This window comes from Bremerella volcania (genome assembly GCF_007748115.1).
Lineage (GTDB): Bacteria > Planctomycetota > Planctomycetia > Pirellulales > Pirellulaceae > Bremerella > Bremerella volcania.
The window spans coordinates 3110197-3136894 of sequence record NZ_CP036289.1 but is presented as its reverse complement, the minus strand read 5'-3'; the positions used below and the strand labels follow the sequence as shown (position 1 = coordinate 3136894).

Genomic DNA, 26698 nt, shown 5'->3' with positions numbered 1-26698 from the left:
GCACTCTACACCTGGCCGTTGTTACCTTTCACGACCGACCAATGACAAAACGCATTCATTTCTCGAAAGGACTTGCATGACCGTCTCAGGAAGTTCATACTCTGGGATACCAGTGGTATTCCAGAGATTTCCGATCGATGCCGCTCGTCCCTCTCTCCTTGCTTGAACGAGGCTTTTCCCGTGCATCAATTCGCCTTCGCCGACATCGTCGTGCTCGTTATCTACCTGATCGGGGTAGTGGGGCTCGGCGCCTGGTTCTTTCAAAAGAGCCGCAACCCCGAAGGCTACATGGCCGCCAGTCGCTCGATGCCAGGCTGGGTAGTCGGGCTATCAATCTTTGGGACGTACGTGAGTAGCATCAGCTTTCTCGCGCTGCCAGGCAAGGCATTCTCCAACGATTGGAACGCACTAGCATTTAGTTTTTCCCTTCCAATTGCGGCATGGGTCGCAACGATCTGGTTCGTCCCGTACTACCGCAAGGGGGATGCGGTTTCCGCTTATCAACACCTTGAGCAACGATTTGGGGTGTGGGCCCGTACCTACGCGGCAACCTGTTATCTTCTAACCCAGGTCGCACGCATGGGGTCAGTGATGTACCTCTTAGCGCTGCCGTTACACCAACTTTTGGGCTGGAACGTTCCAGCACTCATCCTTGTGACAGGCGGGCTGACGACGCTCTACACGCTTCTCGGTGGAATTGAAGGGGTCATCTGGACCGATGCCCTGCAAAGCATCGTCTTGGCAACGGGTGCGGTCGCGTGCGCCATTATTCTTCCCTTGAGTATGCCAAACGGTGCATCGCAGATGCTGGAGATCGCGTCCCATCACGACAAGTTTAGCCTCGGCTCCATGGGTATCAGCCTCTCTCAGCCGACGTTCTGGATCGTGCTGATCTACGGCATGTTCATCAACCTGCAAAATTTCGGCATCGATCAAAGCTACGTCCAGCGTTACATCGCCGCAAAGTCCGACAGCGATGCCCGGAAGTCGGTCTGGATCGGAGCACTCGTTTATGTACCGATCTCCATCATCTTTCTATGGATCGGCACGGCGCTTTTCACTTACTATTACACCCAGCCAGAACTCCTGCCCGACTCCCTTCAGGCACAAATCGCCGACGGCAAGGGAGACGGTGTCTTTCCATACTTCATTGTCGACGGGCTTCCCACCGGTGTTTCTGGCCTTCTTGTGGCGGCCATATTTGCCGCGGCCATGAGTACGCTTTCGACCAGTCTGAATGGGGCAGCTACCCTGACGCTCACAGATTACTACCGCCGCTTCATTCGCCCGGAAGCCAGCCAGCGCGAATCGATGATCGTGTTGTACGTTAGCACCATGTCATGGGGCATAATCGGCACGACAACCGCGATTGCCATGATGGAGGTTCAGAGCATTCTCGATGCATGGTGGCAACTCGCAGGCATATTCAGTGGAGGTATGCTGGGATTATTTCTCCTGGGAATGCTTTCACGAAAAGCCGGGAATGGGGCAGCCGTCTTCGGCGTGATGCTCGGCGTTGCGGTCATTCTTTGGATGACCCTTTCCCGCACCGAGATCTGGCCTGAAGGCTGGGCCACGGTGGCCAGTCCGTTCAACAACTATTTAGTCATTGTTTTTGGAACGCTTACGATATTGTTAACTGGCTGGCTCCTAGCACACTTTTTCGCTCGACCACTATCCGAAGTCCAGCCAAACGAGACCGAAACCACATCCAACGAACCGTCCTGAGCAAGAGTACTTCGATTACCATCGCGAACTCTTTCCTATTAAGGTAACGACCTAGTGAATTCGCTCACCGAACCGTTTCACGGCATTATCCCACCTCTCGTGACGCCTTTAACGGGACGAGATCAACTAGACCATGACGGCCTTGAGCGTTTGATCGAGCATACAATTGACGGTGGCGTGCATGGATTGTTCATCCTCGGCAGCACAGGCGAGGCCCCGAGCCTCAGTTACCGGCTGCGAAGGGAGCTGATTGATTGTGTCTGCCGACAGGTCTGCAATCGTATTCCCGTACTGGTGGGCATTACGGATACGGCATTCGTGGAATCAGTCGCTCTGGCGCAACACTCAGCCGAAGCAGGAGCAGACGCCGTTGTCCTGACTACGCCTTATTACTTTCCAGCGGGCCAGACCGAACTGATTAGCTACGTACGCAACATCACCCCAGAACTTCCCTTGCCGCTGATGCTCTACAACATGCCACAACTCACCAAAGTGTGGTTCGAAATCGAGTCGCTCAAACAAGTTGCCGACCTCGATGGCATCGTCGGTCTCAAGGACAGTAGCGGCGATATGACGTACTTCGAAGAGGCTGCAAAGCTTAAGAAGATTCGTCCTGATTGGTCTGTTATGATTGGGCCCGAAGCGAAACTGCCCGAGGCGATGCAGTTGGGTGGCAACGGCGCCGTCGCAGGCGGAGCGAACGTGTTACCCAGGATGTTTGTGGAATGCTATGAAGCAAAGCTTGCCAATGACAACATGAAGCTGGCAGAATTACACGATCACATCATCGATTTTCAGCGTATATATGAGATCGGAAAATACGCCTCGAAATACATCAAGGCCACGAAATGCTGCCTTTCGTTGATGGGGATTTGCAACGATTTCATGGCCGAACCATTTCATAGTTTTCGCACGCCCCAGCGATTGCAAGTTGCTGAAATTTTGAATCAGCTCGATGTCCCTGTCACCCAAAGCTAAGCTCATGCCCACTCAGCCCCCCCCTGTGCAGTTGGTCGCCAGTGGCGACTCTCGTCTTTCCGCAAATCAGAAATGTTGGCCTGCCCAGAAGGCTCTGGAAGAAGCTCTGCAAGCGGCAGTCGAAAAACTCGGCTACTGCCTCCAGCGCGCACACCAGGTTACTGACCAAGGGCACGGCTTTATCGATAGCCAGAAACGCGGCATCGAAGTGTTTCGCACGATCGACCCCAATGCTCCCCTAATCGTCGCGGAAGCCGTCTGGCAGTATTCCCATCATGTCCTAGCGGGGCTGCTCAGCCACCGTGGCCCCATCCTTACCGTCGCCAATTGGTCCGGTCAGTGGCCAGGGCTCGTGGGGATGCTCAACTTAAACGGTTCGCTGACGAAAGCCGGCGCGGAATACTCGACGCTTTGGAGCGAGGACTTTGCCGATGAATTCTTCCTCGCGCATCTGAAGACCTGGCTAGAAACCGGGAAGGTTCACCATACGACGGACCATGTGGTCACGCTTGAACCGGAATGGATTCCACAATCCGTAGTCCAGGTAGGTAGACGTCTCGCTGACGAACTCCTAACGCAAAAAGCAATCATGGGAGTTTTTGACGAAGGTTGTATGGGCATGTTCAACGCGATCATTCCCGATCACCTTCTACATCCTCTGGGCGTCTTTAAGGAACGCTTGAGTCAGTCCGCGCTGTTCGCAGAGATGCGAGAGGTATCCAACACCGATGCGGAGAAGGTTTTTCACTGGTTCGAAGACGCAGGGATGCAGTTTCATTTTGGAGAAGATGACGCCGAAAACTTAACCCCCAATCAGGTGCTCGAACAATGCCGCATGTACATCGCGGCCGTTCGTCTGGCCGACCACTTCGGGTGCGAAACGATCGGCATCCAATATCAGCAAGGTTTAAAGGACCTAACACCGGCAAGCGATCTGGTAGAAGGGACGCTCAACAGTACCCACCGTCCTCCAGTATTCAATCAACAAGGCACTAGAGAACTTTTCGCAGGACAAGCGATTCCCCACTTCAACGAAGTCGACGAATGCGCCGGACTAGATGCGCTGATGATTCATCGTATCCATCGCGAATTGCGTCAGCCGATAGAGACTACGCTTCACGACCTTCGTTGGGGCTGTCCCGATCAGTCAGGAACTACGAACGAGTACGTGTGGGTGTTGGAGATCTCTGGATCCGCACCTGCGGAACATCTTGGCGGATGGGAACAATGTCACGGTTATCGCCAACCGGCGATGTATTTTCCAAAGGGAGGTTCTACGCTATCAGGCGTTTCTCGCCCGGGTGAAATCGTCTGGTCGCGTATCTACGTGGCCGATAACGCACTTCATATGGACCTCGGTCGTGGCGAGTCCATCTCGCTACCGCCTGAGGAGACCAAACGACGCCTGGAAGCGACGACCTCCGTTTGGCCAATCATGCACGGCGTTACTTATGGCGTGTCCCGCGACCAGATGATGGCCAAACATAGGGCTAACCATGTCCAGGTAGCCTACGCCGACGACGTAGCTTCTGCCGACGAAGCATTTTGGGCCCGGGCCGCCATGGCGAACGCTTTAGGCATCCAGGTCAATCTATGCGGCACCAGGAAGAATGGTTCCCGTTGGGAGCAGAAGGATTAGCTCCATGAACAATAACCATTTCATTGGCGTGGACGTTGGCACCGGCAGCGCACGGGCTGGCGTTTTTGATCGTCACGGCGCCATGCTCGCCTCGGCCGTTCACCCAATCCAAACGTTTCGCCCCCAGGCCGATTTCGTCGAACAATCTTCCACCAATATTTGGCAAGCCGTTTGCAAATGCGTGCTCGAAGCGGTCTCTTTAGCCGGTATCGAGGCCGCATCCGTATGCGGCATTGGATTCGATGCCACGTGTTCACTGGTCGCAACCGACGAACACGGTCACCCGGTGACGGTAAGTCCTGATGGGAACGACAATCAAAATGTGATCGTCTGGATGGACCATCGCGCGAAGGCTCAAGCGGCGCGAATTAATGAAGGGGGCTATGACGTCTTGAAATACGTCGGCAATGTCATCTCGCCTGAGATGGAAACCCCCAAACTTCTTTGGCTCAAGGAGAATCTTCCCCAAACCTGGAAGCGGGCCAGGAAGTTTTTCGACCTGCCTGACTACCTGACTTATCGAGCTACTGGTGACGAGACTCGTTCCCTTTGCAGTACTGTCTGCAAATGGACGTATCTAGGGCACGACAACAACCATGAGCAAATCGGCCGCTGGGATGCATCCTATTTCGAGTCGATTGGATTGGGCGAATTGGTTGCAGAGAAGTTTGCTCGAATTGGAACCATGGTTCGTCCAATGGGGGAAGCTATCGGAACTGGACTAACAAGGAACGCTGCGGCGGAATTGGGTCTGCTTGAAGGTACGGCAGTCGGTGTTTCTATCATCGATGCCCACGCCGGCGGAATTGGGATGATTGGGGCTGCGCTTGAAGGAGTTTCACCGAGTGCCGAGCAGCTTGATCGCCGCCTGGCATTAATTGGCGGGACCTCGAGTTGTCACATGGCCGTATCCCAGGAAGCTCGCTTTATTCGAGGAATCTGGGGGCCTTACTATTCGGCCATGATTCCCGGCATGTGGCTCACCGAAGGAGGCCAATCCGCAACTGGGGCATTGATCGATTTCGTGATCGACAATCATCAAGCGACTCCGGAACTGAAGCAACTAGCGGAGACCACGAATCATACCACATACGAAGTATTGAACGATCGACTGCAAACCCTTGCGCAAGATCGAAAAGTTCCGGCCTCGCTCACGCGGGAAATCCATGTTTGCCCCTACTTTCATGGCAACCGTTCTCCCTGGGCCGATCCATCACTGCGGGGCATGGTGACCGGACTCCCTCTTTCCGCAACCCTGGACGACTTGGCAGTGCTTTACCTGGCAACCATTCAGGCGATCGCCTACGGAACCCGACATATTGTCGAAGTCATGAACGGTTCGGGTTATCACATCGACACCATCTTTGCTTGCGGCGGCGGTACAAAGAACCCTGTATTTCTTCGCGAGCACTCCGATATCACTGGCTGCCGCGTCGCATTGCCGAAAGAACCAGAGTCCGTTTTGCTGGGCAGTGCGATGCTCGGAGCCGTTGCCTCCGGCAAGAAGACCGACCTACTGCATGCCATGGCTACGATGAGCGCCGCAGAAACGATTCTTGAACCGGCAAAAGAAGCGACGCTGGAATATCATCAAGCGAAGTACGCGGTGTTCCACAGGCTGTACGCGGATCAGCTGGCGTATCGAGAATTGATGACGAAGCATTTCAGCTAAAGTTTATTTGTGGGCGGACGCGTGGAATCCTATGATAGAGGTCTTCACGCAACTCATCCCAACCCGCCTTGCGAATCCGCCAGAGCCGGTTGCTTTCGTAAATTCCTACGGAGCACCCCTTCATGCCGCGTCTACTTCTGCGAAACATACTACGTCTTTGCATATCTGTTTTTGTTGCTCTCACTCTAGTCCCCACAGCTTGCGCTGAAACGGATATTGAGACGGATCTACTCGTCGTGGGTGGAACCGAATCTGGCTGTGCGGCTGCGGTTCAAGCGGCTCGTATGGGTGTCAAGAAAATCGTACTGGTAAATGGCATTCAATGGCTCGGCGGGCAATTCAGTGCCGAGGCCCTTGGTGCCATCGATGAGAACCGAGGGCACGGCTACAACGGAACGGTCCCCATTCCTCGCAGTGGAATCTTCCGGGACGTCATCGATGCCATCGAAACGAAGAACGCCGAGCTATATGGCGGCGTAAGGCGCCCAGGCAATACTCGCGTCATCACCACGGGCCGCCCCGTCGTTTCCGAACAAGTTTTTCGCGAACTGCTGGCTCCCTTCGAAGAGTCAGGACAGATCCACCGATATTCCGATTTCATCGTTGAATCCGTATTGACGGACGTCAACTGCGTGCATGGCGTTGTCTTTCGGTCAACGACAGGCAAGCCCAACCTGACCGTCCGCGCGAAGATTACGATTGATGCCAGCGACTGGGGTGATGTTATCCAAAAGTCGGGGGCAGGGTGGGATGTTGGTCTCGATGCTCGCAGTGAATATGACGAACCAAGTGCCCCCGAATCCGCAGAACCTTCGACCGATGTCAACCCCATCACATGGTGTTTGATTGTCGAAGAGCAAAAGGAAGATAGTCTGATCCCCCAACCAGAAGGCTACGACGAACGTTACTTTACCGGACAATGGGGATGGATCGACGAAAAATTCGCCTATACCACACGGCGACTCGTCGACGGACATGGGTTTGCTGAAATCGATCATCCGGATGTCTTGCTCATCAACACACCACCGATTGATTACCCGCTGGATGTATTTCCGGCCGATGTTGCCATGGCATTGGAAGAGACGGAACAGGGAGCGTCGCAAAAACCACTCGCAGCGATGACGCCTACGCAAAGGGCGATCGTCTACGCTGACGCCCAGAACCACTCTCTTAAGTTTCTATATTACTTGCAACAGAAGTTCCCGAAGTTCCGTAAGATGGCACTTAGCCCAGAATTCGGCACGACCAATCAATTACCACCGAAGCCATATATTCGTGAGAGTATCCGCCTGAAAGCCGAGCACGTCATTCGGGAGCAGGAGGTACTTGGATTCGAGGCGCGATCGAACTACGCAACGACGATGTTTCCGGATGCCGTGTTTTCGTGGCAATTCGAGCTAGACTTCCATCCGACTAAACGTTCGTGGCGTACCGATCAACTCGACAAAGGCCCCTGGGAGGCAACCTTTCGTGGAAATCGTCGCTTTGGCCGAGAAGGTACCGGTCGGGCAGTCTTTCCCTTGCGCTCCTTAGTTCCTTCTGACGTTGATGGTCTATTGGGGGCTCAAAAGAATCTTGGCTACACCAGCATTGTTAGCTCCTCATGTCGGTTACACGATCAATCGATTCACGCCGGTCAGGCCAGTGGAGCAGTCGCCGCCGTTTCCCTTCGTCATGACGTCAGCCCTTCCAAGCTTCCTCTGCAACGAGCCTATCTAGCCGAAATCTGGGACGGGCTACTCCACGGCCGCGACGGCGCTCCTTTAGTCATCTGGCCTTTCGCCGACGTCGATCCACTTGAACCGGGATTCGCCGCGATCCAGCATCTGGCCTTACGACGCCTATTGGAGCTAGAGGCTGCCGATACTTCATTTCAAGCTGACGGGCCCGTCACGGATAGTTGGTATGGACGAATCGTGTCCAACGCAGCCCAACAAGGTTATGAGATATCAGCTCTGCACGATATGCCAGTCCCACGAACCCGCCGCGAAGCGGCCCAACAAATCTGGTCTATCTTGGTAAAGCAGTCCACTCCGAATTGGAAGCGTCTCGACCCTACCGACGCCGATGCGGACGGAATTCCCGACGAGAAAGACCCGTTACCATTTACGCCGGGATGGAAGTCATGGAAAGACGATCCTACTCGCGATGGGATTCCTGAACACGAAGGAGAATTCGCGGACGGCACGATTGCGATCAACTTCACCACCGCTGACGGTCCTGACGTGCCTGGTTACCAGCAGGACATCGGCCGTCTTTTTCAACCCAGGCTCGGATATGGCTGGCGTCAGGATCTGACGAAGAACATTCGCGAACGAGATATCCACGACAAACCGCTGGCAAGTTCATTCGTCTTTACCCGGACTGAGGATGTTTGGGAATGCGAGTTACCCAATGGGCATTACCGCTTAACGGTCTGCCTAGGGGATGCGGGGCACGAGCAACTTGGGCAATACCTTAAGGTCGAGGGGAAGGTGCTCGCTGAGAACCTTGATACGCAATCGGGCAGATTTGCCGAGCTTGTCACCAACGTTACGATTGGCGACGGACGATTGACGCTGACGCTTGGCACGCCTAAAGGTGGCAGCAACACGTGTATCAATTGGCTGGTTGTCGAACCCATTCCGCGGTAGCCATGGATCAACAAGCGGCAACTCGACATCGATACGGCTACGCTAGAATGTCCTTAATCACGCGACCATGGACATCCGTAAGGCGTCGTTCGATTCCATTGTGATAGAACGTCAACCTCTCGTGATCTAAGCCCAAGAGATGGAGAATGGTCGCATGAAAATCGTGCACGTCGACGACATTATCAACGGCCTTGTACCCGAACTCATCCGTCCCACCAAACGTAAACGGGGCTTTCACTCCAGCACCGGCCAGCCAACAGGTAAAGCCTTCCGGGTTATGGTCACGGCCGCTCGCCCCTTTTTGAAAGGTTGGCATGCGACCGAATTCGGTACACCAGACTACCAGCGTATCTTCCAAAAGACCTCGCTGTTTCAAATCTTTAATAAGAGCAGCCGTCGGTTGATCAAGAACAGGCCCATGGATGCTGTACTGCGTCTGAAGCGCCTTGTGCCCGTCCCAATTGCTAACCCCTTCGCCACCGGTTTGATAGGCCCCGTTGAATAGTTGGACAAATCGGACTCCTTGCTCGATCAGCCGTCGCGCTAAAATGCAGTTGCGAGCATAGGCGGACTTCAACGTATTTTGCGTATCATCCGCACCGTACATCTGCAATGTTTCTGCCGGTTCCGTGGAAAGGTCACTTACCTCAGGCACCGTCATCTGCATACGGGCAGCCAGTTCATAACTCGAAATGCGAGCCGCCAATTCGCTGTCTCCGGGGAACCTTTCCAGATGTCGAGCATTCAGCTCATTCAGAAAGTCGCGAGTTGCAGCGTCTTTCCGAGGATCAATACCCTCAGGCCTGCTTAAGTTCCTTATCGGCTGGTTGGCATTGAAGTCTGTGCCTTGGAATGCTGCCGGCAAAAAACCTGGCCCCCAGTTGTTGACCGAGGCCTGCGGCGTTCCTCGCGGATCAGGAATCGCCACGTAGGCAGGAAGGTTCTCGTTTGCACTTCCCAGCGCATAGGTCGCCCAGGCTCCCATGCTTGGATATCCATCCAGAGTAAACCCCGTCGACATGTAGTTCTCACCAGGACCATGAGTGTTCGTCTTTCCGGTGATTGAATGGATGAAGCAGATGTCGTCGGCCAGATCGCCAAGTTGCGGAACAAGATCCGAGATCATCTTCCCACACTCGCCGCGTGGCCGGAATTTCCAGGGACTTTTCGTCAAGTTGCCCTGTTGTCCTTGAAAGGTCACCAGCTTGTCAGCCCCAGGCATTGGCTGGCCGTGACGTTTGATCAGCTCTGGCTTGTAGTCGAACGTATCGACATGGCTACATGCGCCAGAGCAGAAAATAACGAGCACATTCTTTGCGGCCGCCGGCAAGTGAGAATTGCGCGGTGCGAAGGGCTGGCTTGGATCAATGTTGGGACGAATAGGCTGCTTGCCACCAACCGAGCGGACTTTCTCAGCCAGTAGCTTCTCTTGAGTCAGCATCATCGAGAGGGCAATGCTGCCCAGCCCAGACGCCGTGTGTCCCAGGAATCCTCGGCGACTCAGCATATGGATACCCAGTGGCAACCCAGTTTCGTCATTTGATCTAGTCATCAATTCACCCTGGTTTGCCTATTGGAGAAAAAGGAACTCATTGCTGTTAAGAAGGGCACGGCAGAACGCTTCGAGACCTTGCTGATTAATGAACGCTTGGGCAGCATCGGCTTCCCGCTCGCTTGGTTCTCGGCCATAGCAAAGCCGATACGCTCTTACAACTTGATGTGCCACTGAGTCTGCCTCATTTTGAAGTCGCTCGCTAAGCAATTCCGCTTGCCGTAATACGAACTTGCTGTTGAACAAATTCAACGCCTGAAGCGGTGTTGTGGAACGGGACCGTTTGGCAACGGAAGTGGCGGCATCGGGACAATCAAACAGACCAAAAACGGCGTCCTTCTCCATCCGAACCTTTGTCATATAAACCATCCTGCGCCAGTCCTCGGTGCCAAATGACTTCTTTGGGTGGTAATGCCGTACGTTCTCAGCCTCGACCTCGAACGCACTAAAGCCTGGACCACCCTGGCTCAAGTCTAGTACACCGGAAACGGACAACATCGAGTCACGGATGGGTTCAGCTTCTAACCGATGCGGAGGATACCGCCATAAAAGGCGCGTCCCACTATCCTTCGTCAACCCACTTGGGTTGGGGCGACTCGACTGCTGGTAGGACGCTGACTGCAAGATAAGACGGTGGATATGCTTCAAGGACCAATCATTTCGCACCAGTTCCATCGCCAGCCAATCGAGCAGTTCCGGATGCGAAGGAGGCACGCCAGCTCCTCCGAAATCACTAGGCGTATCCACTAGGCCAGTTCCAAAATGGAATTGCCAAATTCGATTCACAATGACCCGGGCAGTGAGTGGGTTATCAGGCGAGGCGATCCACTCGGCCAGCTTTCGTCTCCGCTCGGCTTCGGGTGAATCACTTGGCAGTTTGAGATCGGCAAAAATCTCGGGGACGTTTGGCAGTACTTCTTCTCGCTTCTGGAGCGGTTCGCCGCGATAAAGACGATGCGTTGGACCCGGCTGTTGATACTTTCCGGCGTACGCCAGTGTGGGCTTTGTCACGGCAGCTAATTCAATCCTTGCCTTCTGAAGTCGATCCAACAGCGACTTCGCCATTTCGACATCGGCAGTTGGTAGACCCTTAAACTGATATCTTGTCTCCGGATTCATTGCCGCCGAATTCGATGGCAGCCGATCAAAACTACTGGCGACCTCTTGCCAGTTCTTGCCGTCTTCCGAAAGTTCAATGCGATACTCGGTTGGCAGTCGGTCAGCATACTTGCCTTCGCGATCCCGCGCCCATTCGATTCGATCGATCGCAAAAGACTTCGTTAGTTCAATCTGAACCCATCCTTTTCCGCTGGTGTCGGATATCCAACTGTGGCTGTTCCCGTACTTTCCGTCGTTGATATGGGACAACTTGTGAATGGGATATCCGGCGAGCGACCCCGATGCGCTCGGCTTCGCTCCTTCGCTGGCCAGGGCAACGTTGCGTCCCTGCGAGTAGACGGCAAGTTCATCCAAACAGGGCTGAGAGCCTGAATTGGTTTGCTCGATCGTAAAGCGAATGAAGCGGGCCGATCGCGTTTCAATATTCTCTACATTCCCAGTCGCCGTTACCGCCTCGCGAAAAATGGGTTTGTCGGGCACAGACCTTGTTTCTGGATTTACTTCTTCCAGTAGAAGAACATCCGCCGTCAATGCGGTGCCGGTCGATCCTCCTACCAAAAGAATCTGATCATCTGCATCCAACTCGGTAATCGATGCGTGGAAGAAACCACTCCACATGGGCTCGCTCTTTAGCTGAACTTCTCCGCTGGCAAACTGTTGTTGGTTGACGATCGCAATCACTTCCCAGTCGTCACGCGTACTTGGATTACCATCGCGATCAACCACATAACGTGCATCCTGGCAATGCGTGTCGTAGCCGCACCCCCATGACAACCATACACGATAATTCCCTTTGCTCCCCGGCCGCCAGGCAATCACGGGTTCATTTGGCTTGTGCTTCCACCATGTATATTTACCGCCACTCACGTTCGCACTACGCTTTTTGTCTCCCGCATCGCCGGCCTGACCAGGAGCACTTCCAGGGAAATTGATTCCCTTTCCCGCAATAGGCTTAAGGTGCTGGACCTGATCGCCCGAGGTTTCAGGATCATCGTCAATCATCATAAAGCGACTACCAGTCGCCTTTGGTGCGTAAGCAGCAAGCTGGTTCTCGAGCTGGTTAATCTCACGCTTTAGCGCGTTGGCCTGGGCTTGTGCTTCACTGGACGATGGCAATGTCATATCGCCATGCTGCACTCCAGCGAACACTGCCTGCATCGAGTAATAGTCCGTCTGCAGAATCGGATCGAATTTGTGGTTATGACAACGAGCGCAGCCGATCGTTAGTCCTAGAAACGTTGTGCCTGTTGTGTTGATGATGTCGTCGAGTTCGTTCTGCCGCTGCATCATCGTCAGGTTGACATCGGGGCTTTTGACTTGATCAAATGGCCCTGCAACCAGGAAGCCCAGGCCTATCGGACTATCGAAGCTATCTCCCGCGATTTGCTCGCGGATGAATTGATCGTAAGGCATGTCTTCGTTGAAAGCACGAATCACATAGTCGCGGTATCGCCACGCATTAGGGCGCTCGCGATTAGTTTCGAAGCCATGGGTCTCAGCGAATCGCACTAAGTCAAGCCAGTGCGAAGCCCATCGCTCGCCGAATCGAGGACTATCCAGGAGCCGATCGATGACTTTGTTCGAAGCATCTGGACTTTCGTCCTGAACAAATGCGTCAATTTCCTCCGGCGACGGAGGCAAACCGAGAACATCAAGCGACAGTCGTCGAATCAGTGTCCGTCGATCCGCGGCATCACTAAACGACAGCCCCTCTTCGCGAAGACGTTTTAGGACGAAGTGATCGATTGGATTATTTCCCCAGTCACTATCATTATCAGGGATAACCACTGGCATCACCGGCAGAAACGCCCAGTGATCGGACGTTTGCCTCTCTCTTTCAACTTCTCCGTTAGGCCCTGGCCACTTCGTCCCCTGGTCGATCCAGGCGCGCAATACTCCAATTTCCTCAGTCGATAGCGAATCTTCTTCGCCTGGAGGCATCCGCAAGTCATTTTCGAGCCCCGCAACGAGTCGAATCACGTGGCTTTTCTCGCTGTTGCCGACGATTACACCTGGTTCACCAGAATCCCCACCGCGAAGCAGTGCGGCCTTGCGATCCAGGCGAAGATTTCCCTCCTGGGCAAACTCGCTGTGGCAATCGTGGCACTTTGCTTCGAGAATAGGAAGCACGTCGGATTCGAATTCGACCTGTCTTTCCAGGGGCGGAGGAAGCTCTTCCGCCTGAATGGTTGCGGGCACGACCAACAGAAGTACAACGGTCAGGCAGTGTCGCGACATACGATCGCCTCCGGCAGCAATATGGGACTATGCGAGAATCGGCTTGATCAGGCGTCCATGAACATCGGTCAGGCGGAAATCACGTCCTTGGAATCGATAAGTGAACCGCTCATGATCGATACCTAGCAGATGCAATATGGTGGCTTGCAGGTCATGCACATGCACTGGATCAATCACTGCATTATGCCCAAAATCATCCGATGCGCCGTAGGAAAACCCTGGCTTAACGCCGCCACCGGCCATCCAAAGCGAGAAAACATAGGGATGATGATCGCGGCCCCATGTCTTCGTTTCGGATATCGCACCCTGGAGGAACGGTGTACGTCCGAATTCTCCTCCCCAGATGATCAGTGTATCGTCCAGGAGCCCACGTTGCTCAAGGTCTTTCACTAATGCAGCGCTTGGGGCATCGGTATCAGTACACTGAATTTTCAATTGTGTGTTGAGGTTTCGGTGTTGATCCCAACCGGCATGCATCAGTTGAATGAAACGAACGCCGCGTTCCGCGAGTCTTCGGGCCATCAGACAGTTGTAAGCGTACGACCCCTTCCGCTGCACGTCTGGGCCATACATGTCGAGGATATGCTGCGGCTCTTTCGAGAAATCGGTTAGTTCGGGAACCGATGCCTGCATCTTGTAGGCCATCTCGTACTGAGCAACACGCGTGGCAATTTCTGGATCGCCTGTCCTCTCGGCGGCAAGCCCGTTCAATTGTGCCAAATCATCCAATAGTCCGCGTCGCATTTCCCGACTGATGCCCGTTGGATTGGATAAGTAAAGCACCGGGTCGCCGGAACCTCGGAACTTCACGCCTTGATATTTGCTGGGTAGAAAACCGCTACCCCAGTAGAAGTCGTAAAAAATCTGCCCGCACGAGGCTTCCTTATCGCGACTGGTCATCACCACAAACGCCGGAAGTTCCTGGGTCTCAGAGCCCAGCCCATACGTCAGCCACGCCCCCATACTGGGACGCCCGGCCATCTCAGCTCCGGTAAGAAAGAAGGTGATCGCCGGGGCGTGATTCACCTGGGTGGTATGCATCGATTTGACGAAGCAAAGTCGATCGACGATCTCCGCCGTACGCGGCAGGAAGTCTTCGGCGATCCACGTTCCACTTTCACCCCGCTGGGCAAACTGCGTGATCGGAGCCAGGCAGGGACGAGCCGTCTGGCCGCCGGTCATCGTACTGAAGCGTTTGCCACCAACGACTTCGTCCGGGATCTGCGTCCCGTGCATATCCTGAAGCTTAGGCTTGTAGTCGAACAAATCGACGTGCGACGGAGCTCCGTTCTGAAACAGGTAAATGATGCGCTTCACCTTTGCCGGAAAATGCGGCAAAGTAAAACCGTCACTGTCTGGGGCAGCACCAGCGTCGTCACCAAGCAACGAACCGAGCGCGACGCTCCCAAGACCAATCCCCGCGCGGCCCAAGAGTTGCCTACGCGTCATGGCGATCGCATGATCTTTCTGCGGATTAGCTATATCGTGGGTACTCATGGTCGGTTGAGGACCTCGTCTAAATTCATTAGGGCATTGCAAAGCGCGGTGTAAGCGGCCAATTCTACTGCTGGTATCGAATCGTCTGGCTGCGATTCGCCAATCTCCAGGAGCTGTTTTGCCTTTTCCGGGTCACCATTGAATTCGCTCTCGAGAAGCTCGAGCCTGCGTCGAACGATGCCCAGCTCCTCTTCGCTAGGAGGTCGTGAAAGTAAATACGAGTAAATCTCCCGGATCCGATCGCCCGGGTCTTCTGCTTTGCTAATGACGCGGGTGGCCAGTCCTCTAGCCGCTTCGATATATGCGATGTCATTGAGCGTCGTCAAAGCATGCAGCGGCGTGTTCGTAATGGCGGTTTCCACTGAGCATGTTTGCCGGTTGGCAACATCAAAGAACATGGTTGGACCAACGATGCGACGCCAGAACACGTACAAACTACGTCGGTAGAGGGCATCGCCATGGTCCTGTTGATACTTCTTCTTACCAAAGGTAGCCTCGGCCCAGATTCCCTCTGGCTGGTATGGCTTCACGGGAGGTCCACCCATTTGCAGCGAAGCCAACCCGCTCACGCTCAACGCCTGATCGCGAATCATCCACGACGGCAGGCGAAATCGATTCTGTCGAGCTAACAATACGTTTTGAGGGTCGCGTTCACGCAATTGCGGCGATTGCTGCGCGCTTTGGCGATAGGTTGCGCTAGTAACAATCAAGCGATGTATAGCCTTGACGTCCCATCCGCTTGCTTGAAATTCAACCGCCAGCCAATCGAGTAAGTCGGGATGCGAAGGACGTTTTCCCTGTGTACCAAAGTCCTCAGGCGTGGTCACCAGCCCTTGGCCGAAAAACAATTGCCAATAGCGATTCACAATCACACGCGAGGTTAGCGGGTTATCTGATTCGACTAACCACTTGGCCAAAGCCAAGCGGTCACGCGGAGCGTCATCGGGCAGCGCCGGTAACACGCTCGGAACGCCTGGGGAGACCACGTCCCCAATAGGTTTGTTGTAAAGTCCCTTCTCGAGAATCCGCGTCTCGCGACCTTTCTCGAGCGTATCCATCACCATCACCTTGGTCTTATCAAGCGTCTCTCGCAGCTTCTTCCGATCTGCCTCGGCCTTCTGAATCTGCCGTGAAACCTCTTGATAGGTTTTTCCGTCGGTACTACCACCTGGGTAGTATTTGCTGCGAAAAAGCCGACGCAAGGCGTTCGCTTCTTTGCTCGAACGCGTCTCGGAGGGCTTGTTCAGAGCTTGCCAGATCTCAGGCGAAAGCGACTCCTTGCCATCGCCATCTCCCACGGAAAGTCTCACTCGGGCAAGCGTGTGGGCGATGTGCTGAGACTCGCAACGAATCACGAAACGAATCTCCGTACCACCTTCGAACCCGAATGGCTCTTTCGTGTTGAAGATGGCCGTGTTGCTCTCTTTACGGCGGAAGCCTTCGGTCGCCCAGCCGCCCCCCCCCGCGTTCTGACCATCGAATGCCGCCTCGAGAGGATGGCCGCTTTGAGCGTGCTCGGCTTTACCGCTCGCAATCTTCAGCGGCACTTCGTTTTCATCCGATGACTTCAACGGCCGCACGAAGACCTCAAACTCACTAAGCACCGCATTCCCATTGTCAGCTCTGCCGGTACTGCCAGCCGGCGAAGCAACATCATCTTTGATCGCCTCCAGGCGAATCGACTTCAGATTCTCGCGATCGGTCCGCGCCACGATCGTGTAAACGTCCTGATCGGGGCGAGCACCCTCAGCCCTCAGCGAACCATCTTCAAGTTGCACGAGCTTCGACTTGCCACTTGTCTGGAAGTCAACCAGTGTCGGCATGGTCCATGGCTGAACCGCACGTTGTTCCTCTTCCCAAATAGCCTGGGCCGAGTCCGCCGCAGGGTCATCGTTCAATAGCGTCTGATTCAAACGAGCAAGTTGCTGGTCGTACTGGTTCAACTTCGCGCGGTTTTCTTCACTGATATAGGTGATCGCCGGAGGAACCGCGCCGCCGCGGATCCCGCCAGCTTCCGATGTTTGATTGAAGAAGTCGTAAAGCGCGAAATACTCGGTATTCGTAATCGGGTCAAACTTATGCGTGTGACACCGGCAGCATGTAAAAGTGAGGCCAAGCCAAACGGTTGCCGTAGTTTCGGTACGATCGAATACGTTTTCAACGCGGGTTTCTTCCGCGATTCGTCCTCCTTCGCCATTGTGCATGTGATTCCGATTGAAGCCGGAGGCAATCACCTGAGCATGCGTAGCGTTGGGCCTTTGGTCGCCCGCCAATTGATCGAGCGTAAACTGATCGAACGGCATATTATTGTTCAGCGCATCGACGACCCAATCTCTCCACGGCCACATCGTGCGTTCCGGATCCCCCTGATAGCCGTTGGTGTCCGCGTAACGTGCCGCATCCAGCCAGGGCCATGCCATTCGCTCGCCGTAGTGAGGAGAAGCCAACAGCCGATCGACCAATCTCTCGTACGCTTCTGGCGACTCGTCGGCAATAAATGCATCCACCTCCTGCGGTGTTGGGGGTAGGCCAACAAGATCGAGTGTGACCCGCCGAATAAGTGTTCGCCTGTCTGCCTCTGCCGAAGGAGTAAGGCCTTCCTTTTCCAATCGTGCCAAAATGAATCGATCGATTGGATTGCGAATCCATTCCGAATTCTTAACTGCCGGCAGTTGAGGGCGTTTGGGTGCGACAAAGGACCAATGGGGAGACCATGCAGCACCTTGCTCAATCCAGGTTTTGATGAGTTCCGCTTCTTGCTTGGTCAAATGGGGCTTCTTGGCCTCAGGCGGCGGCATCTGAATTGACGCATCATCCGTCACCACACGCAAAAGCAATTCACTCTCGTCAGGTTTGCCGGGAACGATCGGAGTACTGCCTGAATCCGCTGCCTGAATAGCTCCGTCGCGGACATCGAGTCGAAACCCGCCATAGCGTTCCTCTTCGTCCGGACCATGACACTGAAAACAGCGATCCGAAAGTATTGGACGGATTTGCCGATTGAAATCAATACGCTCTTCGGCCCTAACCGTCGCGTACGATAATGCCACCACGGAGAGGATGAAATAGAGACGGTGCCACATAACTGGATCGGGCAAGTTGAGGTAGGACATAGGAAGGAAAAGACTCAAAGATGTTGACTTCTAAGTCTTTGAGCAATCTCTCTTAAGTTTAGCAGATCAGGCGACATTAGGCCTACAGAAATTTCTACTTTTACCTACTAGTCTTAGATCCGCTGGCAATCTACCGAGAAATCACTGCTTATCACGCTACAGCCTGGGATGCTTCCGGCAGCATCAACAGTGCCCCCAAAAGGAAGCTAATAGCACCTTGGAGCGTAAATGCAACCGACACCGTTGTCCGAACAGGATCCGGTTGTCCGGGCAGTGTGATCGCGAGAACTGCTGAGATCATGAACCCAGCGCACCCGAGCAGGTTTATGAAGGTAATCCACCAAGACAAATCTTTCGGAGCCCAGGCCCAGTAGGCATGTCCCACTTCAATAAATGCCAGATAGCCGGAAATCAGGAATAGAATCGACCCGATGAAATTGGGAGTCCAAACGAGCAAATCTTGCCCGAACCAAGACAGCGAAGGAATCATCGCATCCAACGTGTTGAAGTTGAACAATACGGTACCGACAAACTGCGTCGCACAGCTCAACCAACCGACGTCGTGAGGCCGCCAACCGAAGTAGGAATGCTGGGTACTTACAGCCTTCGGGGCAGAAGGTAATGGGGCGGCATTGGCGGCCTGGTGTAACTGAAGGTACGCCGCGATCGTGAACGGTATCGAGCCGAGGAAATAGATAACGCTTGCCGATGCTGTGGCGACATCGAGCAGACAAAGGATGCTCGCGCCACAAAACAGAACGGCACCGATCGCGAACAATACACCAATCCACCAGTTCAAATCCCGGGGAAGCCATCCGCCATGCAAGAACAAACGCGCAAGTAGCTTCAACCCCAGCGGTCCACGATGGAGTAACCTTTTACGGTGGTGACGTGAATGCCAATCCTGGAGCAACCCACCAGAATGCCGAAACACGCGATGCGTTGTGAAGGGATATGGCCCGCTTTGCTCAATGCACTGCGGTACTCCCCGTGTTTCATCAACCTGATCCATGCTCATTGATCAATGATGGAATCCAGACGCCTCGTCTTCGGTGAGCGGAGTTTGAATCGGATGTTGCTCGAAGTATTCCAAAGCCCGCTTCATGTCTTCCAACAGGAGTGCCGCTAAGTCGCGACTCACGCCATGACGGACCAAAATTCGTTGAATCGCCAGATCCTGGCGATTGGGCGGAAGGGAATACGCCGGAACTTGCCATCCGCGAGCACGCAGACGGTCCGCAAGGTCATACAGTGTGAATCCAGGACGAAGCCCCTCACGGATTCGCCAACATAGAGCAGGAATACCCGAATCCATCCTACCGCCGTAAATGATTTCAAACGGCCCCAATTTGGCAATCTCAGCCGAAAGATACTGGGCTGTCTCATAACATGCCGTATGAATTCGACGATAACCTTCCTTGCCCAGTCGCAAGAAGTTGTAGTACTGACACACGATCTGACCGCCTGGTCGTGAGAAGTTGAGCGCGATGTCACGCATGTTGCCTCCCAGGTAATTGACACAAAACACGAGTTCCTCTGGCAAGTCCGACTCTTCGCGCCAGATGATCCAGCCTGCTCCTAGTGGTGCCAGACCAAACTTGTGTCCAGAACTGTTGATCGATTTCACGCGCGGCAGCCGAAAGTCCCAAACCAACTCAGGGGCGCAAAAGGGGGCCAGGAAACCACCACTCGCTCCATCCACATGAATCGGAATATCAATCCCGGTCTCCGTCTCATACTGATCAAGAGCTTCGGAAACCGCCTGAACTGGTTCAAACTGACAGGTAAACGTCACGCCGAGAGTAGGTACGACGCCAATGGTGTTCTCATCGCAGCGTTTCATGACCTCTTCTGGCGTCATGATGAAGCGATTTCCCTCCAAGGGGATTTCACGAAGTTCAATGTCCCAGTACCGAGCAAACTTATGCCAGCAAATCTGAACCGGGCCCGTAATCAAATTGGGCTTGTCGATCGACTTGCCCTGCTTTTTTCGTTTCGCCTCCCAACGACGTTTCATCGCCATACCGCCGAGCATTGCCGCTTCGCTGGAACCGGTTGTCGAGCACCCGACCGTATCGGCTCCGTGGGGTGAATTCCAGAGATCGGCCAGCATATGCACGCAACGAGCTTCGTTTTCCGCTGTCTGAGGATACTCATCCTTATCGACCATGTTCTTGTCGATACACTCATCCATCAGCTTATGGACTTCCGGCTCAACCCACGTCTGACAGAAAGTTGCCAAGTTCTGCCGTGAATTCCCATCGAGCATCAGTTCGTCATGAACGATTGAGTAAACGTGCCGCGGATCGCTTTCATCCGATGGGAACTTGTACTTGGGGATCTGTATCGACAGGTCATTCGATGCATAAATGTCATCGTCCAGCATTTCCCGTACGGCCTTCTTGGCGTGAAGCGACATCGTTTCGTTCTCCTCAATTAATATCGATGATCGTGAATCCAAGGCACTCGTCAGCGCGGCTCCATCATACACAATCGGCAGGAACTGGTTGTCAAGCCAAACGCTTTACCCATTAAGATTTGTAGGCGAAGAGCGATTCCGGCCTCACGTCTTCGAAAAACGGTTTCCTTGAAAAAGATGGGAAATGTGATTCACATTTCAAGTGAGAACTTCTAAACTCGGTGAAGCCATGTGTCGCTAACGCTCACTTGCCACGCATCCTCCCTCGCGCCATCTGCGAAACTTTTGAAACGTTTTTCTTTCCCAAGTATTGCTTCGCCACAATGATACCACGTTATATCTCAACAGCACGGCATGCTTTATTGGCCAGTAGTCTCCTCTTACTTCTACCCATTGCATCCGTCGCGGAAGAACTTGATTACAAAAATCAATTGCCGTCTGTTCCTCCGAGAGCTGCTGCTGAGGCCTTGCAGACGTTTCAGGTTGCCGATGGATTTCGTATCGAGTTGGCTGCAGCCGAGCCCAGTGTGGTTGATCCAGTCGCGATGGCTTTCGATGCCGATGGTCGACTGTTTGTCATTGAGATGCGCGGCTACTCCGAAGACGACAGCGACATGCTCGGACGCGTGCGTTTGCTCGAGGATGTCAACGACGATGGCATCTATGAAAAGAGTACTATTTTCGCCGAAGGATTTTCCTGGCCAACCGCCATTTGCTGTACACGGAAAGGCATCCTGGTCGGCGCGGCCCCCGATATTATTTGGTTGAAAGATACCGACGGCGATGGAAAGGCAGATGAGCGGCAGGCCGTCTTTACGGGTTTCAACAAATCGAACGTGCAGGGCCTGCTAAATACGTTCCAATGGGGGCTCGATAACCGCATTCACGGCGTGACCAGCTCCAGTGGTGGAAATGTGCAAAGGGTCGTTGACGGAAAGCCAACAGGCAAACCAATCTCCTTGCGCGGACGCGACTTTTCGATCGATCCCCGCACCATGGAAATGATCGCGATCAGTGGCGGTGGTCAGCATGGCATGAGCATGAACAGCTGGGGGGAAAAGTTCACGTGCAGTAATAGCGATCATCTACAACAGATCCTCTTCGAGGATCGCTACTTGGCCCGAAATCCCTATCTGAGCATCCCCTCAGTGCGGCGCAGTATCGCCCAAGATGGCCCGCAGGCCGAAGTTTACCGAACAAGCCCGGTCGAAGCCTGGCGCGTGATTCGTACGAAGCTCCGCGCCGCGAAAATCGTGCCTGGAATTGTCGAAGGAGGAGGGCGGCCGGCCGGATACTTCACGGGTGCTACCGGAGTAACCATCTTTCGAGGAGATGCTTGGCCGAAGCGTTTCCAGGGGCTGGCGATCATTGGAGATGTCGGCAGTAATCTGATCCATCGCAAACGGCTTGTTGAACATGGCGTCGCTTATCAAGGCATTCGGATCGACGAAAGCGAAGAGTTCGTCTCTTCAAGTGATATCTGGTTTCGTCCTGTTCAATACGCCAATGCTCCCGATGGGTCCCTCTATGTGGCGGATATGTACCGCGAAGTAATCGAGCACCCTAAGTCACTCCCTCCGATGATCAAAAAACATCTTGACCTGACCAGTGGCAGGGATCGAGGACGAATCTACCGAATCGTCGTAAACGACTACCAGCGACGGTCAACGCCACGAATGACAGCTATGAATACCCTGGAACTCGTTTCTCTTCTCAATCATCCCAATTCGTGGCATCGTGAAACGGCCGCCCGCCTCATCTATGAGCGGCAAGACAATACGGTAGTGTCACAAATTGAAAGAAGCGTCACCAAGGCATCCTTGCCTGAAGGACGTGTCATCTCACTCTCAGCGCTATCAGGTCTCAAGAAGCTTTCACCGGGGGTATTGCTTGCTGCCATGCATGACGAGCACCCACGCGTTCGCCAGCACGCTATCCGTTTGGCTGAACCGCTACTTGAAAAGTCACCGGAACTTCGACAACAGATCGCCAATCTAGCGGGTGACTCCACTGTGCACGTTCGCTTTCAAGTGGCCCTCTCGGCTGGTTACCTCCCAGATGAAGTGAAAGTAAGCGTGCTCAAACAATTGGCGAGATCTGATGGAGAGAACCCCGATTTCCAGGCCGCTATCCAAAGTTCTCTCAGGACAAACGCCGGCCGGCTGCTTGCCGAACTTGCGTTAGACGACTCAGCCCCCAAGGAGTTGCTATCCTTACTCGCTCGACAAATCGGCAAACAACAGCGCCCCGACGACATAGCAAATGTCGCCAAGTTACTGCCTAAGCTGAATAGCGATCAACCGAAAGTGTTTCAGTTCGTAATAACCCACCTGGCAATACCACCAGGTAGCTCTCTCGCCCAGCAGATGGCCAAAGCCACTAACGGAGAGTCCGAGGAAGTCATCAACAAGATGGTCGCTCGGGCCAAAGCTACGCTCAAGAATCGGGATGCCCCCATCGCGGACCGAATCCGTGCGGTCGACGTCCTTCAATATGGCCCGTTCGACCCAACTACCTTTGGCAAGTTACTAGAGCCATCCCAGCCGCTGGCACTTCAGGAAGCTGCTTTAAAAGAAATGCAGGGTTTCACGGAGCCGGAAGTAGCGGAGCTCTTGGTTTCTCGCTGGCCGAACATGGCCCCAGGAGTGCGAACGAAAGCCTCGGGGATTCTTACCTCTAGGGCAACCTGGGTCGGTGTCCTTCTGGATGCGATCGATAACGAAACGATTCCGACCTCAGACGTCGATGGCTCGCAGTTGGTTGAGTTGAAACCCATCCTTTCTGAACAACAAGGAAGACGCATCGACTCGCTGCTCAATCGTCCGTCTCATTCGGACCGCGCAGCCATCATCACGGCGTACCGTTCATCGCTCACAATGGACGGAGAGAAGGAGCGAGGCCAAAAAGTTTTCAACAAGCATTGTACGGCCTGTCATCAGTTCAATGGAGAAGGGCACCCGATCGGTCCCAACCTGGCTGCCATGAAGAACCGCGGCGCCGAGGCCATTCTGGTGAACATCTTGAATCCCAATGCGGAAGTGAATCCTCAGTACTTGAACTACATCTGTCTAACTAACGATGGACGAACCATCTCGGGAGTGATCACGAACGAGACTGCCACAAGCATTACGCTTGTTCAGGCAGACAATAAGTCAGAGACCATTCTTCGGATCGATATCGAACAGCTCAAAAGCACCGGCGTATCCCTGATGCCAGAAGGGCTCGAGAAGGTAATCGACCAGCAAGCCATGTCCGATCTGCTGAACTACATCACTCAATCTGAGTGAACAACCACCCGATCAACGCATACCAGGCACACTACAGCCAACCAGCCACAAGGATCTTTTCCATGACACTCGCCCGCTATCCTTCCGTACTTCTGATCCTTCTAATGACCCTCGGCTTCGCGTCTGCAGGGGTGACTGTTCTTCGTGCGGAGTCGTTAAAGGTCGCAACCTTTGAAGTCGATGCTTCGCCCCCGATTGGCAGCCCTCTTGCATACGATCCAACGAAAGGAATTCAATCACCACTTTCCTTCCGTGGGATCATCCTTCAAGGGCAGGACAGTTACGTCCTTTGCTCCGTCGACTGGCTTGGTGTTTCTAGTGATTCGCAGAAAAATTTTAAACGAGCCATTGCCGAAGCTGTCGGTACCGATCCAAAGTACGTAGTGATCCACGCAATTCACCAGCATGATGCTCCACGCTGTGATGCGACCACGCAGGCAGTCTTCGACGAGTTCGACCTAGACTACGACATGTTCGACTTGAAGTTCATCGACCAAATGCAAGCTAAAGCGGCCGCGGCGGCCAAGCAGTCCCTAGAACATTTGGAAACGGTGACCCACATTGGTACCGGCCAGGCAGAAATCGAGAAGGTCGCCTCCAACCGCCGAATCCTTGGTCCGGATGGAAAGGTGAAATATGTTCGCTATACGGCGACCAAAGATCCTGTCATCCGCGCGCAGCCGATTGGAACGATCGATCCGATGTGCAAGTCCATCAGTTTCTGGAACGGCGACCGCCCTTTGGCCGTGATGACCTACTACGCAACTCACCCGCAAAGCTACTACCGGACCGGCTTGGCCAATCCTGACTTTCCCGGCATGGCACGCAATGCGCGGGAGGAGAAGACAAAGACTTTCCATATCCACTTCAATGGGGCAGGCGGCAACATCGGGGCAGGAAAATGGAATGACGGCGCGAAGGAAAACCGTGAGGTGCTCGCCAAACGGGTCGAAGATGGAATGCAGCGAGCCTGGGAGGCGACCACACGCCGACCAATTGAAGCCGACGATGTAACGATGACATCGGTCGACGTACTGCTACCGCTTTCTCCCTATATTCAAAAAGAAGAGGCCCTCAGCGAGTTAAAGAATAAAGAACTCGACCGTTTGACCCATTTCCGAGCAGCTCGGGAGTTGGCCTGGCTGCGACGTAACGAAGCAGGCGACGCGATCGCGATTCAATGCCTGGCGATTGGCGATGCCAGAATCCTCCATATGCCTGGAGAGCTATTCGTTGAATATCAACTTGCTGCTCAAAAGCTTCGTCCCGACCTGTTCGTGGCGATGGCTGCCTACGGCGACTATGCCCCAGGCTACATTGGCACTGAAGTCTCGTATGGCGAAGGTGGCTACGAAACGAGCCGCACCGCCTCGCGAGTTTCCGGTCGAGCCGAACAGGTCCTAATGGGTGCTATCACCAAGCTCTTGCAAGACGACTCCGCGAAATAGTTAAGCCAGGTCTTTCAGTGGCCCTGTGCTATCTCCGAAGGCTTCCACTTCAACACCCATGCGGTCGAGCATCGCATGGTATAGGTTACACAGCGGAACCTGGCCATCGGCGGGCAGGTGCCGTCCGGAGTTCAAGCTTCGTCCCCCGCGACCTCCTAAGAGTATCGGGAGGTTGTCGGGATCATGGCGATTCCCATCCGACATGCTGGAACCAAACAAGATCATGCAATTGTCCAGCAAGGTTCCGTCTCCTTCCTTGATGCTTCGCAGTTTGGTTAGCATCTGTGCGAACTGCTCGACGTGCCAACGATTGATGCGTTGATACTGTTCGATCTTTTCCTTTTTGTTTTCGTGGTGCGACAGTTCATGATGACCGCCGCGCACGCCATCCAGGAAAGAAAAGTTTCTGCCAGATACGTCGTTAGCAAACATCATTGACGCCACGCGCGTCGAATCGGTTTGAAATGCCAGCACGATCAGATCCAGCATGATCGCGATGTGTTCGCGAAAATCACCGGGAACGCCTGGCTGGGCGGCCGCGAGAACATGATCGTCCACGTCTGGCTGCCAGTCCCCCTGTTCTCCCTTGGTGGCGAACTCAATACGCTTCTCAACGGCCCGTACCGAATCAAGGTATTCGTCCATCTTGAACTGATCGTCGCGACCCAGCGTCGGGCGTAAGCGTCTTGCATCCTCAAGCACGAAGTCAAGCAAGTTTCGATATGACTCCGCCTTGGTGGAATCAGGAGTTAGCGTCTTGCCAAACAACCGCTGATAAACCAATCGCGGATTGATTTCCTTGGCCACGGGGCGGGTAGGGGACTGCCATGAAATATGGGAACCGTAGAGTCTGGTATACCCCACATTGCTGTCAATGCCGCTGATAACCGGCTCGGTCCCCAGTTCAAGCGACGGGAGGGGAGTGAACTTCCCTGTATGCTGTGCCATTAATTGATCAACAGAAATCCCTCCGCTGCTGATATCCTTGCCCGTTGTCTTGGTAACCGGCATTCCTGTCAAAAAGTTTGCCGTCTTAGCATAGTGACCATCCCCTCCATGGCTGTGCTTCTTATCCAGCCCCGTCAACACGAGTACATCCTGGCGGACATCCGCCAACGGAGTTAGCGATGGGGTGAGTTCGTAGTGATCGCCGGCTTCTTTGGGAATCCAGTCCTTCTCCCATACTCCATTGGGAAAGTAAAGGAAAGCGGAGCGAACCGGTGGACCATTAGCTTCAGCCGCTTCGGCAATTCTCGGAGCAAGCGATGGCATCCACGGCAGGCTCAACGCCACCCCGCATCCCTGCAAGAAGCGGCGACGCGACAAAGCCTTGGCAGATTCGATTTTCTTGTTCATGACGGCAAATTCCAGTGAA

General features: G+C 54.0%; 14 protein-coding genes. 7 read left to right on the top strand and 7 right to left on the bottom strand.

Annotated elements, in window-relative coordinates:
- Positions 1-180 precede the first annotated feature (180 nt).
- The 5 genes from Pan97_RS12825 (at position 181) to Pan97_RS12805 (ending at position 8650) form a co-directional block, all read left to right on the top strand.
- Complete coding sequence (locus Pan97_RS12825) at positions 181-1728, top strand: sodium:solute symporter (protein ID WP_241676392.1); 1548 nt, start codon at positions 181-183, stop codon at positions 1726-1728.
- Between the two features lie 54 nt (positions 1729-1782).
- The gene (locus tag Pan97_RS12820; RefSeq protein WP_144973112.1) at positions 1783-2706 is read left to right on the top strand and encodes a dihydrodipicolinate synthase family protein; all 924 of its coding nucleotides are present in this window, start codon (positions 1783-1785) and stop codon (positions 2704-2706) included.
- A gap of 4 nt (positions 2707-2710) precedes the next feature.
- A complete protein-coding gene (locus Pan97_RS12815; protein WP_144973110.1) occupies positions 2711-4345 on the top strand; it encodes an L-fucose/L-arabinose isomerase family protein in 1635 nt (544 codons plus the stop codon).
- Positions 4346-4349: 4 nt separating this feature from the next.
- Positions 4350-6017: an FGGY-family carbohydrate kinase gene (locus Pan97_RS12810; RefSeq protein WP_144973108.1), complete on the top strand. Its 1668-nt coding sequence runs from the start codon at positions 4350-4352 to the stop codon at positions 6015-6017.
- A 236-nt stretch (positions 6018-6253) separates the two neighbouring features.
- Positions 6254-8650 carry an FAD-dependent oxidoreductase gene (locus Pan97_RS12805; RefSeq protein WP_196782386.1) on the top strand — a complete coding sequence of 799 codons (2397 nt, stop codon included), beginning with the start codon at positions 6254-6256 and terminating at the stop codon, positions 8648-8650.
- Positions 8651-8687: 37 nt separating this feature from the next.
- On the opposite strand, the gene Pan97_RS12800 is transcribed toward Pan97_RS12805, so the two are convergent.
- The 6 genes from Pan97_RS12800 to Pan97_RS12775 form a co-directional block, all read right to left on the bottom strand.
- Positions 8688-10202: a DUF1501 domain-containing protein gene (locus Pan97_RS12800; RefSeq protein WP_241676391.1), complete on the bottom strand. Its 1515-nt coding sequence runs from the start codon at positions 10200-10202 to the stop codon at positions 8688-8690.
- Positions 10203-10220: 18 nt separating this feature from the next.
- The gene (locus Pan97_RS12795) at positions 10221-13559 is read right to left on the bottom strand and encodes a DUF1553 domain-containing protein (protein ID WP_144973103.1); all 3339 of its coding nucleotides are present in this window, start codon (positions 13557-13559) and stop codon (positions 10221-10223) included.
- A 27-nt stretch (positions 13560-13586) separates the two neighbouring features.
- Positions 13587-15056, bottom strand: coding sequence for a DUF1501 domain-containing protein (locus Pan97_RS12790; protein WP_144973101.1), 1470 nt, complete (start codon positions 15054-15056; stop codon positions 13587-13589).
- Positions 15053-18139 carry a PSD1 and planctomycete cytochrome C domain-containing protein gene (locus tag Pan97_RS12785; protein ID WP_165698728.1) on the bottom strand — a complete coding sequence of 1029 codons (3087 nt, stop codon included), beginning with the start codon at positions 18137-18139 and terminating at the stop codon, positions 15053-15055. Before Pan97_RS12785 ends, Pan97_RS12790 begins: the two co-directional genes overlap by 4 nt.
- Before the next feature lie 181 nt (positions 18140-18320).
- On the bottom strand, positions 18321-19181 hold the full coding sequence (locus Pan97_RS12780; protein WP_144973097.1) for a hypothetical protein: 861 nt from the start codon (positions 19179-19181) through the stop codon (positions 18321-18323).
- A gap of 9 nt (positions 19182-19190) precedes the next feature.
- On the bottom strand, positions 19191-20588 hold the full coding sequence (locus Pan97_RS12775) for a glutamate decarboxylase (protein ID WP_144973095.1): 1398 nt from the start codon (positions 20586-20588) through the stop codon (positions 19191-19193).
- A gap of 431 nt (positions 20589-21019) precedes the next feature.
- Here Pan97_RS12775 and Pan97_RS12770 point away from each other — a divergent pair, with 431 nt between their 5' ends.
- Positions 21020-23875, top strand: a complete 2856-nt coding sequence (locus Pan97_RS12770) for a PVC-type heme-binding CxxCH protein (protein ID WP_165698727.1) — start codon at positions 21020-21022, stop codon at positions 23873-23875.
- Between the two features lie 62 nt (positions 23876-23937).
- Positions 23938-25323 (top strand): hypothetical protein, encoded by a 1386-nt coding sequence (locus tag Pan97_RS12765; protein ID WP_196782385.1) that lies wholly within the window; start codon positions 23938-23940, stop codon positions 25321-25323.
- Here Pan97_RS12765 and Pan97_RS12760 read toward each other — a convergent pair whose 3' ends face one another.
- Positions 25324-26679, bottom strand: a complete 1356-nt coding sequence (locus tag Pan97_RS12760) for a DUF1552 domain-containing protein (RefSeq protein ID WP_144973091.1) — start codon at positions 26677-26679, stop codon at positions 25324-25326.
- Positions 26680-26698: the final 19 nt, after the last annotated feature.

What these genes read in the sequence shown, in the direction of transcription:
- Pan97_RS12800 (WP_241676391.1), bottom strand. Translation starts at nt 10,202, where the DNA reads ATGACTAGATCAAATGACGAAACTGGGTTGCCACTGGGTATCCATATG.
- Pan97_RS12780 (WP_144973097.1), bottom strand. Translation starts at nt 19,181, where the DNA reads ATGGATCAGGTTGATGAAACACGGGGAGTACCGCAGTGCATTGAGCAA.
- Pan97_RS12810 (WP_144973108.1), top strand. Translation starts at nt 4,350, where the DNA reads ATGAACAATAACCATTTCATTGGCGTGGACGTTGGCACCGGCAGCGCA.
- Pan97_RS12765 (WP_196782385.1), top strand. Translation starts at nt 23,938, where the DNA reads ATGACACTCGCCCGCTATCCTTCCGTACTTCTGATCCTTCTAATGACC.
- Pan97_RS12795 (WP_144973103.1), bottom strand. Translation starts at nt 13,559, where the DNA reads ATGTCGCGACACTGCCTGACCGTTGTACTTCTGTTGGTCGTGCCCGCA.
- Pan97_RS12815 (WP_144973110.1), top strand. Translation starts at nt 2,711, where the DNA reads ATGCCCACTCAGCCCCCCCCTGTGCAGTTGGTCGCCAGTGGCGACTCT.
- Pan97_RS12790 (WP_144973101.1), bottom strand. Translation starts at nt 15,056, where the DNA reads ATGAGTACCCACGATATAGCTAATCCGCAGAAAGATCATGCGATCGCC.
- Pan97_RS12785 (WP_165698728.1), bottom strand. Translation starts at nt 18,139, where the DNA reads ATGTGGCACCGTCTCTATTTCATCCTCTCCGTGGTGGCATTATCGTAC.
- Pan97_RS12760 (WP_144973091.1), bottom strand. Translation starts at nt 26,679, where the DNA reads ATGAACAAGAAAATCGAATCTGCCAAGGCTTTGTCGCGTCGCCGCTTC.
- Pan97_RS12775 (WP_144973095.1), bottom strand. Translation starts at nt 20,588, where the DNA reads ATGTCGCTTCACGCCAAGAAGGCCGTACGGGAAATGCTGGACGATGAC.